This is a genomic window from Pseudoalteromonas sp. NZS127_1, from assembly GCF_015864295.1.
Lineage (GTDB): Bacteria > Pseudomonadota > Gammaproteobacteria > Enterobacterales > Alteromonadaceae > Pseudoalteromonas > Pseudoalteromonas arctica.
This window is the reverse complement of record NZ_JADYXO010000003.1, coordinates 189367-205319: the sequence shown is the minus strand read 5'-3', so window position 1 is coordinate 205319 and position 15953 is coordinate 189367. Positions and strand designations below refer to the sequence as shown.

Here is a 15953-nt window from a genome sequence, read left to right as displayed (position 1 = left end):
ATTAAAGTATTAAATTGAAGGAATACTCATGAAACCATCACTAGAGCGTGAAGAACTAGACTTTATTTTTGACTTATACAGGCCCTCTAAAAAACCTGAGCCTGAAAGTGTAAAACCAAGAAGTACTAACTACAAAGAATTAAGAAAGCACGACGCGACTAAAAACCAAGGCGTATCGCACTACTTAGTCTAATTATATTACGCTTGGGACTTCTCATGTTCTAAAAATGCTTTAATGCAGTTTATTTCTGCAAGTTTTACTTCTTCGCCTATTTCAGGGCCTTTTTTGCCATTTTTAAGTGCATTTTGCACTATCTGCTTTTTATCCATTTTTTGCAATTCAGTATGAATTGCTCTCAGTTTAGCTGCTTGTGGATATCGCTTATCAACCAATGTTTCACCACGCCCCTGTGCATCGCATTGGCATGCTTGGGTAAACGCTGTAAAACGCTCTGGGTGTACCAACGCATTTAAGTTAGTCACTATTAGCTTATGAATGGTTTGCGGCCTTAGTTGATCGACCGTATGGCAAAGCGTGTGGTTATCACTGGTGAGTACACCAACATCGCGAAAACGATTAGGTACTTTTAAGCGCTCACAAAACGCCTCAATAACTGCAACACCTTCGCGTTCGTGCCCACGTAAATTTCCATACTTTTTAAAACTAAGTGCTTTACCAAAGTCATGAGTCAGGGCTGCAAAACGAGTTTCTAAGTTAAAATTTAAATCAGCTGCACGTCTAAGTACCAGCATAGTATGTACAAATACATCACCTTCAGGATGATGGTTTGCCGGTTGCGGTACATTAACCATGCGCTCAAGTTCTGGAAAAATACCTAAGCCTTGCAGTGCTTCAAAATAAAGCTCAGGGTGCTTTTCACCCAGTGCTTTTTCAGTTTCAAGCCACACGCGCTCAGGTACTAAATGATTTAGCTCACCTTTATTTTTAAGCTCGCGCATTAATGCATACGTACTTGGGTGAATACGCCAATCACTGCCATAGCGCGCTAAAAAACGGGCAATACGCAGTACTCGAACAGGGTCTTCTACAAATGCCTCAGTGGTGTGGCGCAGTGTTTTATTTTGTAAGTCAGTTTGGCCATTAAATGGGTCAATAATGTTACCGTGTTCATCAAGCGCCATTGAATTTATGGTTAAATCGCGTCTTGCTAAATCTTCTTCGAGCGTTACCGTTGGGCTGGCATCAACCACAAAGCCAGTATAGCCTTTGCCGCTTTTACGCTCTGTGCGCCCAAGTGCATATTCTTCTTTTGTTTTTGGGTGCAAGTAAACCGGAAAGTCGCTACCTATTGGTACAAAACCAAGCGATTCCATCGTTTTTGGTGTTTCACCAATCACTACATAATCGTTATCTTTTGATTTTATATTTAGCAGTTTGTCGCGCACTGCACCACCAACGAGGTAGACTTGTTTTAAGTTACTTTTCACTTTATTCCCATAAACATTAATAAAATTGTTTGATACTAATCATAACATTAATTAAAAAATTCTGCGGTGTTTGCCAAGCTTAAGTAAGCTCATTACAATGGCGCATTATTTTCAGCTATAGCCTCACAATTAATGAAAAACCATTCATCAAAAAAAGAACTTATGTTACTACCCATTTTATTAGTGGTTATTTTAATGTGTGTGGCGGGTCACTTTTTACTACAAGCAAACTTTCAAGACAGTAATGTGGTTGAATACATGTTAGCAGCACTGCCGTTTGCTATGTTTGGATTGGTTATTGTGGCGTTTAAAATGGCGGCTAAAAGCGAAAAGGATGAACAAAACGAGCAGGACTCTTAATCCTACTCAGTTTTAGCTACTTATTATAATTTAAAGTATGTGATAGCCAAACCAGTCTGGCTTTATAGGCTGCGATATACCGCTGGGCGTGAGCTTAATGTTTAGCTGGCTGTCGAGTAAATCAATGGCAAAGCAATCGTCTACGTCATGTAAATCATCTTTATGAATATGGCTAAGCCCTGCTAGCAAATCGCTTTTAGCCCGCTCTTTAGCTTCATGGCTACTGCTTGCAACATACAGTGCAAAGTCGTGTTGCTCAGCCATAGAATCACTTCTGTAAGCGCCTAAATTTACAAAATAGAGTTGTTTATTTTGTTCAACGTACGTATCAACAATCTCTACTTTAAAGCCATCAATATCATTAATTGCCATGTAGCTATCCATGTGAACACTACTTCTGTCGCCTACCCATTGGCTTTTTAACTTTGTATAAGTTTGCTCGATGTTTTGCCCTACAACAAAACGAATATCATGCATTTCAATGTGGCAACCTTGAATCCGGCCACCTAAATACACCATAAATAACTGCATGCTTTTCCTTAACCTAAATTATCAACATCAATATTATGCTTTTTAATCAACTTATAAAAATCTGAGCGATTGCGCTTGGCAAGCTTAGCGCCTTCGGCTACGTTACCACCTGCCATTTTTAAAGTGTTAATTACATAGTCGCGCTCAAACTCTTTTTTAGCGTCGTTTAGTGATAATGGTTCTACGTTTGTTTCGTTACTATTTAGCGCAGCTAATACTAAGTGCTCTGAAATAACATCGCTTGGCGTTAATGCTACAACCTGCTCTACTACGTTTTGTAGTTGGCGGATATTACCTGGCCAGTCGTAACGCACAAGCGCATGCATAGCATCGCTTGCAAAGTGTTTTTCAGTTTGCTTCATGCGCTTAGCAATACTTGCACTAAAGTGCTGTGCTAATAAGCTTATATCTTCGCGGCGTTCACACAGTGGCGGTAATTTTAAATTAACTACGTTTAAGCGATAGTATAAATCTTCTCTAAATTGCTGGTTTAAAATAGCTTCAGGAAGATTTTTATGTGTTGCCGATACAATACGTACATCGATTGCTATTTCTTCTTGAAAGCCTACGGGGCGAATTGTTTTTTCTTGTAATACGCGCAGTAACTTAACCTGCAAGTTAAGTGGCATATCGCCTATTTCATCTAAAAATAGCGTGCCGCCCTCAGCTTGTTGAAACAAGCCTTGGTGATCTTTAATTGCGCCCGTAAAAGAGCCTTTTTTATGACCAAATAATTCAGACTCTAAAAGCTCCCCTGGTACAGCGCCGCAGTTAATTGCAACGAAAGGGCCACCGCTTACATGACTATGTTGATGGATAGCCTGTGCGAGTAGCTCTTTACCTGTACCACTAGCCCCCGAAATCAATACATTAACTTGCGTTGGCCCAAGTAGTTTTACTTGCTCTAACAAGTGCAGCATTGCACCACTGCGCGTAACTATATTACTTTTAGGTGCTGCTTCATCTGCATTAACACCATGTATTTCTATCGCTTTAGCAAGGCTGTCAAATAGCTCATCTTTATCTACAGGTTTAGTTATAAATGCAAAAATGCCCTGCTTAGTTGCCTCTACGGCATCAGGAATTGAGCCATGCGCTGTCATCATAATGACAGGTAATGCAGGGTAGCGGCTTTGCAACTGACGATGCAGTGCCATGCCATCCATTTCATCCATACGTAGGTCGGTTATTACGGCGTCAAACACTTGGCTTTTAAGTATTTGTAGTGCGGTTAAGCCGCTTTCACAGGTCGTTACTTCGTATCCTTTTGATTCGATACGAATAGCGAGCAGTTTTAATAAGCTAGCGTCGTCGTCAACGAGTAATACTTTTGCACCTTGAACTTTAGTTGCTGCCATAGTTACTGCTCCTTAGTTTCTTCTCGTAGTAAAAGCTGCTGCTCAATAGTTGCTAACGATGAGAGGGTTTCTTGCATTTTATTGTTAAGTGCTTGCTGCTCTTTTTTAGCATTTATTTGCATAGTCACTTGCTGCTTTTGAAGCCATAAATATTGCTTTATATCATCTGGCCAAAAGTAAGCTAAATCGAGTTTTAGCAACTTAGTCATTACCGTATTTGGATCATCATTTATGTTTAAGCACATAAATTTAAAAAAACGTTTAAGATCGTTTTCACCTGTAAAAATATCTTTTTTTGGCACCAATTTAAATCCGCCACACTGATTAGCGTGCCATGCAATAACTTGCTCTGCAGGCGGATAGCTTGGTTCAATTTTTGGTCTGGGTTTTGGACTAGGTTTACTGTTTTTGTCATTCGTTATTTTGGTATCGACCACAGGTGCAGGTGTAATTGACACACGCTCTTCTTGCCCATTATTAATTTCACAACCTGATATAACCATGCTGCTACTGAGCACACATAAAATAGCGATTAAACGCAAGCGCATGTTAATTAACTCCTAGATTTTTTGTTATGGGAATTTTAATTGAAAACCGGCAACCATGCGGCTCGTTATGCTCAACAGTAAGTGTACCTCTTAGCTGTTCAACAGACTCTTTCACAATAGTTAAGCCAAGCCCACTGCCTTGCAGCGTAACATTTTTACTGTGTTTACCTTGATAAAATGCGCTGAAAATTTGAGTTTTTTCTTGCTCTTTAATACCGCATCCTTTATCAAGTACAGCAATACAAAGTTGGTTTTGCTCAAGCGCTAAATTAATAGTAACGCTTTGCTTATCTTGTGAAAATTTTAAGCCATTTGAAATAAGCTGAATTAAAATCATCTCAATAAGCTCACTAGGCAAAGCAAGCTGTTTATTAGGTAAGTTATTTTGCCACTGTAGAGCTTGCTGACGCGCACTTAAGCGATGTTCAAAATGGCTATTAATTTTATTAATAAGATAGCTAAACTCAACTTCGCTTAGGCTGTCTTTACTGGTGCGAATCGCATTATAACTCAGCAGGCTGTCAATCATTGTACGAAGGCGCACCATAGATTGGCTAATAAGCTCAAGCACTGCTTTTTGCTCAGCAGTAATTGGGCCTACTATTTCATCAGTTAGTAAATCAGTGCCTTCGACCATTGAAGCAAGCGGCGTTTTTAGCTCATGGGTAACATGGCGTAAAAAGGTATCTTTTTGCTGCTCAAGCATATGAAGTTGCTCTTGCACCCATTGGAGTTTTTCTCCTAGCTCAACTAGCTCAGCGGAGCCTTTCACAGATATTTTTTGCTGCCAATGCCCCTGCCCTAGTTTATCAATAACTGTAGTTAACCCTTTTAGTCGCCCACTTATACGCCATAAAAAACCACCACCAACAATTAAAGTAAGCGGAATAAGTGCCACCAGCCAGTTTATAAATGAAGTTTGTAGGCTTGTAAGCTCATTTTGGTTATTGGTAATTTGCGCTTCATTTTTATCACGTAACCATAAAGTAAGCTCAGCAACTAAATCGCTCACTGGCACAAATAGCTCCGCTTGCTGTTGTTTTTGCTCAACAAGCTCTACATGCGCTGTTTGTAAGGTGACATATAAGCGTTGCCATTGGTAGGTGTAATCTTTATCCGTGTTAACAAATTTAAGTTCATCAATACTTTGCAGGGATGATTGCCATTTATCGACAATGAGCTTATCTAACGATTCGCTTTTTAATACCCAGTTTTGCCTAGTGGCGCGCTCAAGGCTGTTGAGTTCTTGTTTTAGAGTGTTAAACGATTTGGTAACTTGGTAGTTGTTACTCACGATACTTTGAGTCACTGCTAATTGCTTGTTAAGCGCATTTAAAAATACAATCACCACTATAGAAAGCGGGAGTAACGAAAGCAGCATACTCATTGCAAATTGCCCAATTAAATTAGGCCGCCAGTTAAGCATTGCATGGTATTTTTTAGCTATGGTTGCTGGCATTTCGTTTAGTCCTTTTAAGTTAAGCGTTCTATTATTAAGTGCTTACCTTATACACTAGCTGAACCAGCAATTATATTTAATACGATTAACAGCCAGCGCTACAAAAACAATGTGTCGCCAAATAGAGACAACGTAAACCATTGATTTTTAAACCCTACCTTTAATCTCACTACATAGTGTTGCAAAAGGCACACAAAAATTACAATAAACCCCGTAAAAACTTCCCACCTCTTTCAAGTTAAAAATATAAACACTTGAAAATTAACAACAATTATTTTTGGCATCATTTTTGTAGTAGGAGTAATAACTTTAATCAATAAGGAAATAATTATGAACAAACGCATTTTAGTAATTTCATCATTACTGGCTTTAGGCTTTTTAGGCGCTAACGCACACGCAATGGACGTTCACGCGACTTTTAACGAGCTTGATAAAGACAGTAACGGCACATTAAGTGAAGCCGAAGCAGGTGAAGATGCCGTTCTACACGAGAATTTTTTACAAATTGATACTAATCAAGATGGGCAATTGTCGCTAGATGAATTCAAAAAATTTATTCAATAAACTCATTTAATAAGGAACGTGATTATGAAACAACTTATAGCCGCTTTTTCATTAATGTTTTTAGCAATTAGTGCCACCGTAATTGCATCGCCAACAAACGTGCGCTTTGCCCATTTAGATAAGGATATGGACGGGCAAATATCAATTGTAGAAGCTAAGGAAGACAAGGAAGTAATGAGACAATTTGCCGACTTAGATGAAGACGGTGATGAAAAAGTCTCAAAAAAAGAATTTGAAAGCTTTAAGCCTTAATGAGTAATTACTGATTAAGCTTTACTTAAGTTTGTTACAAGTAAACTGAATTTAAAAGCATTTGCCATAATCCCTGAGGGAGTGTGTAAAAGGATTTAATGTTGGGAGTTAAATTACGGCAAGTGCTTTTTTCCTTTTTATTTTATTTTAGCCACGAACTTTTAATACATCTTTTGGAAGGAAAACCATGAAGATACTTTCCCTTGTTATAAGCATTTTAATGCTATTAAGTTTTGATGCCGCGGCACTTGATGTAAAGCAACGCTTTGATCACCTAGATAGCGACAAAAGTGGCTATTTAACACATGACGAACTTGATCCCCAACCACAACTTTTAAACACCTTTGTAAAATGGGACAAAAACCAAGATAACCAAATTTCGCTAGTCGAATTTAAAAGTTATCTAACTAACAACCTTTACTAAGTGATTTGTATGAAAAGCATTAGCTATATAACGCTGCTGGCGTTTAGTATTTTTAGCACATTTAGTTTTGCCGCAAGTAACGACATTGCAAAGCAATTTAAAAAGCTAGATAGGAATAAAGACGGTTTTTTATCACGTTCAGAAACCGCTATAGACCCGGCTTTGTGGTCACGGTTTTCAAGCTACGACAGTGATAAAGACGGTAAATTAGCATTAAATGAATATGGCTTATATGCAAGTAAGTAGTTTTATAGCTAGGTAAAAAAACACCTAGCTTATTATATTTATATCTATTAATTACGTTCAGGTTTTACTTTTAGAACAATGCGCCAAATACTCTGCATCAGCAGGTTTTGGGCTTACCATAAAATCCATTTTGAGATAAGTTAGAACAGGTTGATTACTCGTATTTTCAGTTGTCGCTTTCCAGCGCCATAAACCCACAGCAGCTGCCGCATTATTATCAAACACGCCCTCTGGGTAAGACGAGATAACCTTATACCCTTGGGCTTTACCTTGTGAATTAATTAACGTAGCAAGCTCAACACAACCTGAAATACTTTTCTTTGCAGCTTCTATCGGATATCGCGGCTCTACTCTTTTAACAACATCCCAGTATTCACCTGCCTTACTTCGCAGTTCAGGACTCGATAAATCAATAAAACTCAGCATTTCATCGCTTACTTGTTTATCAGACGTTGAACTACAGGCTATTAGCATCATACTCAAGGGGAGTAATAAATAGAGAGCTTTCATAGCATTTCCTTATTCTTGATGCTTATTTAGTTATTTGTAATATTCGTATTAAACTCATACCCATCAGATTTTATAAAGGTTCGATCCAAAATATTACACACACCGAAAGTAACTTTAAAGTGAGGTAAATAAGTACTTTTTTTTTCAAACCTTGTAATTTTTCTCGTTACTTGAAATGTTTCATCAGTAGGAGATTTTTTTAATTTTACCTGTTACTTGAAATGTTTCGCCAGCCGGACAATTTTTTAGATATTTTTTACCTACAGGTATTGAATCAATCATGAAATCAATTCTGATATGCGTAAGTACAGGTTGTTTAACTACATTTACGTTAGTAGGCAGCCAGGCCCATGTATTTAAAGATTGAGCTGCTGCTTCATCAAATAACCCTTTAGGATATGAAGAAATTACTTTATATCCTTGCGCCTTACCCTCAGAATTAATAATAGTCATGAGTTCTACACAACCTGCAAGACCTTTTTTTGCAGCAGCTATTGGATATCGTGGTTCTGTTCTTGTGGAAATATTCCAATAGTCTTTCACCCTGTCGCGCAGTTCAACACTTGATAAATCTATATAATCGCGTATTTCAGCATTTGATACATCAGTATGGTTTAGCTTTTCTACACTTTTATCTGCAGTAGGTGTCGATCCACATGCCGCAAGTAATGAAGTTAATGGGAGTAATAAATAGAGGGCTTTCATAGCGTTTCCTTATGCTTTATTGATTATTTTACATACTAAATAATTACATCAATTACCTATTTTGTAAACAGTTAATATAGAGAAAAGCCTTAAAATGAGGTCTATCAATTCATTGGTATTATAAAATCAAGTTTGTTAATGTAAGTAAATTAACAATAAAAATTAAGTAACTATGCCACTCAAAAAAATAATCAAACCACTCATACTAGCCAGCCTTTGCGCTAGTTCTAGTTACACTCTCGCACAAACAAAAGTAATTTATAACGCCAATGGTTATACCCCTTTATACAAAGGTGAAGTACAGCAGTTTTCTACCCTCGTTATTAAAAATGGCAAGGTAGTTAAGCTCGGTAGCGAAACACTTAAAGATAGCTACCCAGATGCCAAGCTAATTGACGCGCACGGTAATACCTTATTACCTGGCTTAATTGATGCTCATGGGCACGTTATTGGCCTTGGCGACAATTTATCGCAACTTGACGTACGCGGCGCAACATCGGTTGATGAAGTAACAAATAAACTAAAAGTATTTGCCGATAACAAACAAGGTTGGATTATTGGGCGAGGTTGGAACCAAGAGCTTTGGGCTGATACACGCTTTCCTACAGCTAAAGATTTAGACAAAGTAGTGAGCGATCGACCTGTGGCTCTTTCGCGGGTTGATAGTCATGCCATTTGGGTTAATTCAAAAGCGCTCGAACTTGCTGGTATTAACGCCCAAACAAAAGCGCCTGAAGGCGGTGAAATAATTAAAGACGAATTTGGCAATCCTACGGGTATTTTTGTAGATAAAGCAGAATCGCTAATTACCCAGCATATGCCAGCCCCTTCAAAGCAAGATATAAGTGACTCACTAGATGCAGCAGGTAAGCATTTATTAAGTTTAGGCATTACCTCTACTCACGATGCAGGTATTGATAAAGCCACATGGGAGGTTTACAAAGAGCGCGGCGACCTTGGTAATTTACCGCTACGTATTGTGGCAATGTTAAGTGGTGCAAGCCCTGATTTAAATACAATGTTAAAGGCAGGCCGATACCACGACAAAAATGACTTTATGGAAATTCGCAGTGTTAAAGTTTACGCCGATGGCGCACTTGGCTCTCGCGGAGCCGCTCTGATTGAAGAATACGCAGACAGACCTGGTCACCATGGTTTAATGCTTGAAACACAAGAAAAACTCGAAGCGCTCTTTACACAAAGCTTTAAAAGCGGCTTTAGCGCAAATACCCACGCCATTGGCGATAAAGCAAATAAAGTAGTACTTGATGCTTATCAAAATGTGTTTAAAAAAACGGGCGGTATATTACTACGTAACCGAATAGAGCACGCACAAATTGTAACGCCTGTGGATATCCCTCGCTTTAAAGCGTTAAAAATAATCCCTTCAATGCAGCCAGTACATGCCACTTCTGATATGCATATGGCAGAGCAACGCTTAACTGAAAAACAATTAAGCGGTGCCTATGCTTGGCAAACATTTTTAAAGCAAGGATCGGTTGTTGCAGCAGGCTCTGATTACCCGGTAGAGCTTGCAAATCCATTTGATGGTTTGTATTCAGCCATTACACGCATGGATCATAACAAACTACCTGAAAACGGCTGGCGCGCAAGTGAAGTACTAAGCCGCGAAGATGCATTACGTGCATTTACTCTCGGTGGCGCTTATTCAGCTCATCAAGAATTTAAGGTGGGTAGTTTAGAAAAAGGTAAATGGGCCGACTTTATTTTAATTGATAAAGACTACTTTAAAGTGCCTGTTGACGAGATATACAAAACAAACGTGCTGCAAACATGGGTAGCAGGAATAAAACGATACGAAAAAACTAAAACAGAAAATACCACCGAAAAATAAAACTAAAAAAGGGTTAACGCAAGTTAACCCTTTTGGGTTGTGTAGGAAGGCACTTTTAGCTAAACATGTTTTTCACATCTTTTAGCATGTCGTTGTACTCATCACTTGTGAATAGCTGCATAGACGGTATAACGCCTTTGTCTATATACGTTTGCAGCGCTGCTGACTTATCAGAAACCTGTAATATTCCCTCTAAAATAGCGCCTACTCGAATAAAGTCTACGTAACTAACTTTATCAGGTTTGTAACTTGGATCTGCCCAGCTTAGAGCTACATCAACAAACTCTTTAGGAAATTCCCACGCTTGCATAATCGACGAGCCAATTTTCCCACTCAGCTTTTGAATTGCGTGCGCTAAAAAGCTTGGGTTGGCAAACACTTCAGGGTGGCGCTCAGCTTCTGTTAAAATTGGTAATACACCAATATTGTAAACAAGCGCAGCTAATGTAATTGAATCACGATTTAATGAAGTGTGTTTATTGTTTTTTAAGTAAAACTCCATGAGTGTTATTGAATGGCTAGCAACGGTTAATGTTTTTTGCCAAGCCTTGCCCATGTAGCCTTTAATTAGCTCATTGTTTGATACAAATAATTGCTCCATAGCCATAGCCGTTGCAATATTTTTAATTTGGCGCAACCCAATGCGAGTCACTGCTTGTTGTAAATTAGATACTTTTACAGAACGTCCCATAATCGCACTATTAGCTACTTTTATCATACGAGCTGAAAGCGCTGGGTCTTGTGAGATTACATCTGACATTTGCATTAAATTCACATCAGGGTTATCTGCAGCTTGGCGAACCTTAATCGCTACTTCAGGTAGCGTTGGTAAAACCAACGTATCGTTATTTATTCTATCGACTAGAATCGTTAATAAAGCGTTTTCTGTAGACATAAAGCTGCCGTCCTTTTGTGTTCAGCCTGTAAAGTAACTGCAAACTCAGGCAGTTAATTTTCGTATTAGTAATATAATTAGTATTGTCTAACTTACCGATAAAGTTAAGAAAGTTATAGAAGTTTATTTTTATTTATAATGCTTTATCGCTCATGCTTGCCTTACAACGCCAAATACTTGCTATTTACTATTTAGTTTTGCTTTAATGCACTCACAATAAGGAAGCGTTTGTACATATTTAGTCTTTTAACTAAAGCAGTACAAATTATTAAACTTACTTTTTAACAGGCAATATAATGATCTTAAATAAAATTAGCCAAGCAATTATGCTCTCTGGTGTCGTTTTTCTTAGTGCATGTTCTGAACAAGCGCCGTCTTCTACCGACAACACAGCCACAGAGCTTGCTCAAAAAAGCAGTGCACAATCAGGCCCTGAGCTTATTAATGCAAATAACCAACGTTTAGATATTTACACCGACTTTAGCTTACAAAGTGATTTATCGCACTTAAGCGATAACCAACGAGCAATGGTTGCAAAGCTTATTGATGCTTCAAAAATAATGGACGAGTTATTTTGGAAACAATCTTTTGGCGAAAATAAAGACGCTTTTTTAGCAAAACTAAACGACGACAAAGTACGTAAATTTGCCGATATTAACTACGGTCCATGGGATCGTTTAAATGGCGATGAAGCGTTTTTATCCAGCTATAAAGAAAAACCTCTTGGCGCACAGTTTTACCCTGCCGATATAACCAAAGAAGAGTTAAACAATGCAGATGTTGAAGACAAAACAGGCCTTTACTCTGTAATTAAGCGTGATGAGCAAGGTAAGCTTTACAGCGTGCCATATTCAAAAGAATACGCTAATGAGCTTGCAAAAGCCGCTGACCTTTTACGTCAAGCTAGCAAACTTGCTGACGATAAAGAGTTTGCTAACTATCTAAACTTGCGTGCTGATGCTCTACAAAAAGATGACTTCCAAGTATCTGACTTTGCTTGGATGGATATGAAAAACAACCCAGTAGATGTGGTTATTGGTCCAATTGAGACCTATGAAGATCAATTATTTGGTTACCGCGCAGCTTATGAATCTTACGTACTTATTAAAGATTTAAAATGGAGCGAACGCTTAGCTAAGTTTGCCGCATTTTTACCGGAGCTTCAAAAAGGCTTACCCGTTGATGCTAAGTACAAACAAGAAGTACCAGGCTCTGACGCCGACCTAAATGCATATGATGTTGTTTACTACGCTGGGCATTCAAACGCTGGTAGTAAAACAATAGCGATTAACTTGCCAAACGATGAGCAAGTACAGTTAGAAAAAGGAACTCGTCGCCTGCAACTTAAAAATGCGATGCGTGCTAAATTTGATAAAATTTTAGTACCTATTTCAAAGCAGTTAATTGTACCTGAGCAGCGTAAACACATTACTTTTGATGCATTTTTTGCCAATACGATGTTCCATGAAGTCGCTCACGGTTTAGGTATTAAAAATACAATCACAGGTAAAGGTACTGTTCGTCAATCATTACAAGAACACGCAAGTGCGCTTGAAGAAGGTAAAGCCGACATTTTAGGCCTGTACATGATTGAGCAATTACTTAAAAAGGGCGAAATTACAGAAGGAACTATTGAAGATTATTACACGACCTTCATGGCGGGTATATTCCGCTCAGTTCGTTTTGGAGCATCAAGTGCGCATGGTAAAGCAAATATGATCCGCTTTAACTTTTTTGCTCAAGAAGGCGCTTTTTCTAAAAATGAAGAAGGCCTGTACCGCGTTAATATGGAAAAAATGAGCATTGCAATGGCCAAGCTTTCTCGCTTAATTTTAACCTTACAAGGTGATGGCGATTACGAAAAAGTAGATCAACTAATTGCAACGCATGGCGATATAAAAGAAGAACTTGCTGAAGACTTAGAAAAACTAAGTAAAGCAAATATCCCTGTAGATGTAACGTTTAAGCAAGGTAAAGAAGTACTAGGGCTTAAGTAGTTTTAGTTAAACTTAGCTAAACCCTAAAAAAGCGTTGCAGCTTAAAACTGCAGCGCTTTTTTTAACTCTGTAATTTGTACATCTGTATACGGCACAGCTGGATACTTACCCCAAATTGGCGCAGGCCAAGCAGCATCAGTAGTAAAGCGTGCAATATGGTGAATATGTAATTGCGGCACCATATTACCCAAAGCCGCTATGTTTAACTTATAAGGGCTAAACACATCCATTAATAATTTACTTAGCTTGGCTGACTCTTTTAAATACACAATTTGATCATCCTCAGATAAATCAATTATCTCTTTTAAGTTAGCCTGCCTAGGCACTAATACAAACCACGGATATTGGCTGTCGTTCAATAAAAGTACTTTACACAGTGGCCAATCGGCAAGCTCTATACAGTCGCGTTTAAGTTCTGGCGCTAGTTTAAATTCAGGGTTAGTCATTGTTATGTCCTACTTTGTCTTTAATAATCGCCACTTTATAGCATTTAGTTGCAGTTGCACACGCTTGGCTTTACCATCAAAGCAATATTTATAATAAGCTAAGGCAACCTTGTGCTAAAAAAAATAAAACACCTCTCACTAGCCCTCCCATTAATGGTTGGCGCTATTAGTGTTCAAGCAAAACCTTTATCGTTGGAGCGTATTTTTGACGATCCGAGCCTTTCGGGTAAATCACCTGTACAACTTAAATTTTCGCCTGACGGCAGCCGTGTAACTTATTTACAAGGCAAAAGCGATGACTACAACCGCTACGATTTATGGGAATACAATCTAAAAGATAACACCAACCGTGTGCTAGTTGATTCGGCAAAGTTATTTTCAGGCCCAGAAAACCTATCTGATGAAGAAAAAGCACGCCGCGAACGCCAACGTATTTTTGGTAAAGGCATATTAGAATACAAATGGTCTAAAGACGGTAAAGCACTTTTATTCCCACTTAACGGCGACCTTTACTATTACGATTTAGCCTCTGCTAAAAGTAAAAAACTAACCGACACTGAAACATTTGAAACCGATGCACGCTTTTCACCTAAAGGTAACTACGTATCGTTTATTCGAGAGCAAAACCTATTCGCTTTAGAGCTTGAATCAGGTAAAGAGATTCAGCTTAGTAAAGATGGCGGCGGCGTAATTAAAAACGGCATGGCCGAATTTGTAGCTCAAGAAGAAATGAGCCGCATGACGGGTTACTGGTGGTCAGGTGATGAAACTAAAATTGCTTATACCCGCGTTGACGAAACTCCAGTAAAAGAAGCTATCCGTAACGAAATTTACGCTGATGAAGTTAAATTATTTAACCAACGCTACCCGTTTACAGGTACTGATAACGTAAAAATTCAACTCGGTGTGGCTAAGCTAAATGACCAAAAAGTAGATTGGATTGATTTAGGTAAAGATGAAGACATTTATATCGCGCGTGCTAAGTGGCTAAAAGACGGCAATACACTGTCTTACCAATGGCAAAATCGCTCGCAACATAAATTAGAGCTTCGTTTTTATAACAGCGAAACTAAAGTCCAAAAAGTAGCATTAATCGAAAACAGCGAAACGTGGATTAACTTACATTTTGATCTTGAGTTTTTAAAAGACAAAAAACATTTTGTATGGGCATCTGAGCGCGACGGTTTTAAACACTTATATCTGTATCGCACAAACGGTCAACTTGTTCGCCAAATTACCTCAGGTGATTGGGCTGTTGATAGCTTAAAAGGTATTGATGAGAAAAAAGGCATTGTTTACTTTGCCGGTCGAAAAGATACACCGCTTGAAAGCCATTTATACAGCGCGCCTTTATTTAAAAAAGGCGATGCCAAACGTATCACCGAAAAAGGTCAGTACCATAATGTTGTGCTAGCAAAAGACAGCAAAACCTTTATCGATAATAGCTCGTCTGATAATAAACCAAACTCAGCAGCGCTTCGTAAAGTAAACGGCGAATTTATTACATGGCTTGAAGAAAATAAGCTTGATAGTAACCATCCGCTTACTCCTTATTTAAGCGACTTAACAAAACCAGAATACGGCACAATTAAAGCCGAAGATGGCCAAGTTATGCATTACCGTTTATTTAAGCCTAGCAACATTACTGATGGCAAAAAGCACCCTGTTATTGTTAACGTATACGGCGGCCCGCATGCTCAACGAGTGACGAATAGCTGGCGCAGTAAAAACTTGTACTTTCAGTACATGGCGCAACAAGGTTACGTAATTTTTCAACTGGATAACCGTGGTTCGTACAACCGTGGTAAAAAGTTTGAAGATGCTATTTATAAAAACCTAGGCGTGGTTGAAGTTGCCGATCAAATTAAAGGCGTAGAGTTTTTACGTACACTTGATTACGTAGACCCACAACGCATCGGTGTTTATGGCCACAGCTACGGCGGCTACATGGCACTTATGACTATGTTTAAAGCAGGCGATTACTTTCAAGCCGGCGTATCGGGTGCTCCTGTAACCGATTGGGCTCTATACGATACGCATTACACAGAGCGTTATTTAGGTCACCCTGATACGAATGCTAAAGGGTATGAAGACAGCGCAGTATTTCCATATGCTGATGGCTTAAAAGGCCCATTAATGATTTATCATGGAATGGCTGACGACAACGTATTGTTTACGCATTCAACTAAATTGTTTAAACAACTGCAAGATAACGAAAAACAGTTTGAAATGATGACCTACCCAGGCTCTAAGCACAGCCTACGTGGTAAACAAGTGCAAACACACTTACATCAAACAATTACAAACTTCTTTAATCGTCATTTTGATGTTAAATAAGCAAGTAAAGTAATAAC

General features: G+C 38.6%; 18 protein-coding genes. 9 read left to right on the top strand and 9 right to left on the bottom strand.

The features are described 5' to 3' along the window. Positions 1-28 precede the first annotated feature (28 nt). Positions 29-193, top strand: coding sequence for a hypothetical protein (locus I6F50_RS05300; protein ID WP_197175496.1), 165 nt, complete (start codon positions 29-31; stop codon positions 191-193). A 5-nt stretch (positions 194-198) separates the two neighbouring features. Here the strand turns inward: I6F50_RS05300 and I6F50_RS05295 are convergent, their stop codons facing one another. Next, positions 199-1449 carry a multifunctional CCA addition/repair protein gene (locus tag I6F50_RS05295; RefSeq protein ID WP_197175494.1) on the bottom strand — a complete coding sequence of 417 codons (1251 nt, stop codon included), beginning with the start codon at positions 1447-1449 and terminating at the stop codon, positions 199-201. Between the two features lie 132 nt (positions 1450-1581). On the opposite strand from I6F50_RS05295, the gene I6F50_RS05290 reads away from it, so the two are divergent. Then, entirely contained in the window at positions 1582-1809 is a 228-nt protein-coding gene (locus I6F50_RS05290; protein ID WP_007581571.1) for a hypothetical protein, read from the top strand. A gap of 30 nt (positions 1810-1839) precedes the next feature. On the opposite strand, the gene I6F50_RS05285 is transcribed toward I6F50_RS05290, so the two are convergent. From I6F50_RS05285 to I6F50_RS05270, 4 genes are read right to left on the bottom strand one after another with little or no spacing between them, the layout of a single operon-like run. Beyond that, complete coding sequence (locus I6F50_RS05285; protein WP_197159638.1) at positions 1840-2340, bottom strand: DUF1543 domain-containing protein; 501 nt, start codon at positions 2338-2340, stop codon at positions 1840-1842. An 8-nt stretch (positions 2341-2348) separates the two neighbouring features. Further along, positions 2349-3698, bottom strand: a complete 1350-nt coding sequence (locus I6F50_RS05280; RefSeq protein WP_010553151.1) for a sigma 54-interacting transcriptional regulator — start codon at positions 3696-3698, stop codon at positions 2349-2351. 2 nt (positions 3699-3700) lie between these two features. After that, the gene (locus I6F50_RS05275) at positions 3701-4246 is read right to left on the bottom strand and encodes a hypothetical protein (RefSeq protein WP_024607489.1); all 546 of its coding nucleotides are present in this window, start codon (positions 4244-4246) and stop codon (positions 3701-3703) included. Position 4247: 1 nt separating this feature from the next. Beyond that, positions 4248-5705: a sensor histidine kinase KdpD gene (locus I6F50_RS05270; RefSeq protein WP_165740274.1), complete on the bottom strand. Its 1458-nt coding sequence runs from the start codon at positions 5703-5705 to the stop codon at positions 4248-4250. Positions 5706-6035: 330 nt separating this feature from the next. Between I6F50_RS05270 and I6F50_RS05265 the strand changes: the two genes are divergently transcribed. The 4 genes from I6F50_RS05265 (at position 6036) to I6F50_RS05250 (ending at position 7191) form a co-directional block, all read left to right on the top strand. After that, entirely contained in the window at positions 6036-6269 is a 234-nt protein-coding gene (locus tag I6F50_RS05265; protein WP_007581561.1) for a cag pathogenicity island protein Cag25, read from the top strand. 24 nt (positions 6270-6293) lie between these two features. After that, positions 6294-6521, top strand: a complete 228-nt coding sequence (locus I6F50_RS05260) for a hypothetical protein (protein ID WP_007581559.1) — start codon at positions 6294-6296, stop codon at positions 6519-6521. A 187-nt stretch (positions 6522-6708) separates the two neighbouring features. Further along, positions 6709-6945 carry a hypothetical protein gene (locus I6F50_RS05255; RefSeq protein ID WP_007581558.1) on the top strand — a complete coding sequence of 79 codons (237 nt, stop codon included), beginning with the start codon at positions 6709-6711 and terminating at the stop codon, positions 6943-6945. Between the two features lie 9 nt (positions 6946-6954). Then, positions 6955-7191: a calcium-binding protein gene (locus tag I6F50_RS05250; protein WP_024598659.1), complete on the top strand. Its 237-nt coding sequence runs from the start codon at positions 6955-6957 to the stop codon at positions 7189-7191. A 57-nt stretch (positions 7192-7248) separates the two neighbouring features. Here I6F50_RS05250 and I6F50_RS05245 read toward each other — a convergent pair whose 3' ends face one another. Next, a complete protein-coding gene (locus tag I6F50_RS05245) occupies positions 7249-7701 on the bottom strand; it encodes an energy transducer TonB (protein WP_165739632.1) in 453 nt (150 codons plus the stop codon). 183 nt (positions 7702-7884) lie between these two features. Then, positions 7885-8406, bottom strand: coding sequence for an energy transducer TonB (locus tag I6F50_RS05240; protein ID WP_165739630.1), 522 nt, complete (start codon positions 8404-8406; stop codon positions 7885-7887). A 172-nt stretch (positions 8407-8578) separates the two neighbouring features. Between I6F50_RS05240 and I6F50_RS05235 the strand changes: the two genes are divergently transcribed. Further along, a complete protein-coding gene (locus I6F50_RS05235; RefSeq protein ID WP_165739628.1) occupies positions 8579-10261 on the top strand; it encodes an amidohydrolase in 1683 nt (560 codons plus the stop codon). 55 nt (positions 10262-10316) lie between these two features. Here I6F50_RS05235 and I6F50_RS05230 read toward each other — a convergent pair whose 3' ends face one another. Further along, positions 10317-11156, bottom strand: a complete 840-nt coding sequence (locus I6F50_RS05230) for an HDOD domain-containing protein (RefSeq protein WP_197175492.1) — start codon at positions 11154-11156, stop codon at positions 10317-10319. Positions 11157-11452: 296 nt separating this feature from the next. Here I6F50_RS05230 and I6F50_RS05225 point away from each other — a divergent pair, with 296 nt between their 5' ends. Further along, complete coding sequence (locus I6F50_RS05225) at positions 11453-13153, top strand: hypothetical protein (RefSeq protein WP_024590071.1); 1701 nt, start codon at positions 11453-11455, stop codon at positions 13151-13153. A gap of 41 nt (positions 13154-13194) precedes the next feature. Here I6F50_RS05225 and I6F50_RS05220 read toward each other — a convergent pair whose 3' ends face one another. After that, positions 13195-13599, bottom strand: coding sequence for an HIT domain-containing protein (locus I6F50_RS05220; RefSeq protein WP_165739623.1), 405 nt, complete (start codon positions 13597-13599; stop codon positions 13195-13197). Positions 13600-13710: 111 nt separating this feature from the next. Here I6F50_RS05220 and I6F50_RS05215 point away from each other — a divergent pair, with 111 nt between their 5' ends. Then, on the top strand, positions 13711-15936 hold the full coding sequence (locus I6F50_RS05215) for a DPP IV N-terminal domain-containing protein (protein WP_165739621.1): 2226 nt from the start codon (positions 13711-13713) through the stop codon (positions 15934-15936). The last annotated feature ends 17 nt before the right edge of the window (positions 15937-15953 follow it).

Coding starts and splice junctions, on each gene's coding strand:
- I6F50_RS05260 (WP_007581559.1), top strand. CDS start 6,294: ATGAAACAACTTATAGCCGCTTTTTCATTAATGTTTTTAGCAATTAGT.
- I6F50_RS05245 (WP_165739632.1), bottom strand. CDS start 7,701: ATGAAAGCTCTCTATTTATTACTCCCCTTGAGTATGATGCTAATAGCC.
- I6F50_RS05230 (WP_197175492.1), bottom strand. CDS start 11,156: ATGTCTACAGAAAACGCTTTATTAACGATTCTAGTCGATAGAATAAAT.
- I6F50_RS05290 (WP_007581571.1), top strand. CDS start 1,582: ATGAAAAACCATTCATCAAAAAAAGAACTTATGTTACTACCCATTTTA.
- I6F50_RS05280 (WP_010553151.1), bottom strand. CDS start 3,698: ATGGCAGCAACTAAAGTTCAAGGTGCAAAAGTATTACTCGTTGACGAC.
- I6F50_RS05225 (WP_024590071.1), top strand. CDS start 11,453: ATGATCTTAAATAAAATTAGCCAAGCAATTATGCTCTCTGGTGTCGTT.
- I6F50_RS05265 (WP_007581561.1), top strand. CDS start 6,036: ATGAACAAACGCATTTTAGTAATTTCATCATTACTGGCTTTAGGCTTT.
- I6F50_RS05285 (WP_197159638.1), bottom strand. CDS start 2,340: ATGCAGTTATTTATGGTGTATTTAGGTGGCCGGATTCAAGGTTGCCAC.
- I6F50_RS05300 (WP_197175496.1), top strand. CDS start 29: ATGAAACCATCACTAGAGCGTGAAGAACTAGACTTTATTTTTGACTTA.
- I6F50_RS05235 (WP_165739628.1), top strand. CDS start 8,579: ATGCCACTCAAAAAAATAATCAAACCACTCATACTAGCCAGCCTTTGC.
- I6F50_RS05220 (WP_165739623.1), bottom strand. CDS start 13,599: ATGACTAACCCTGAATTTAAACTAGCGCCAGAACTTAAACGCGACTGT.
- I6F50_RS05275 (WP_024607489.1), bottom strand. CDS start 4,246: ATGCGCTTGCGTTTAATCGCTATTTTATGTGTGCTCAGTAGCAGCATG.
- I6F50_RS05255 (WP_007581558.1), top strand. CDS start 6,709: ATGAAGATACTTTCCCTTGTTATAAGCATTTTAATGCTATTAAGTTTT.
- I6F50_RS05240 (WP_165739630.1), bottom strand. CDS start 8,406: ATGAAAGCCCTCTATTTATTACTCCCATTAACTTCATTACTTGCGGCA.
- I6F50_RS05250 (WP_024598659.1), top strand. CDS start 6,955: ATGAAAAGCATTAGCTATATAACGCTGCTGGCGTTTAGTATTTTTAGC.
- I6F50_RS05270 (WP_165740274.1), bottom strand. CDS start 5,705: ATGCCAGCAACCATAGCTAAAAAATACCATGCAATGCTTAACTGGCGG.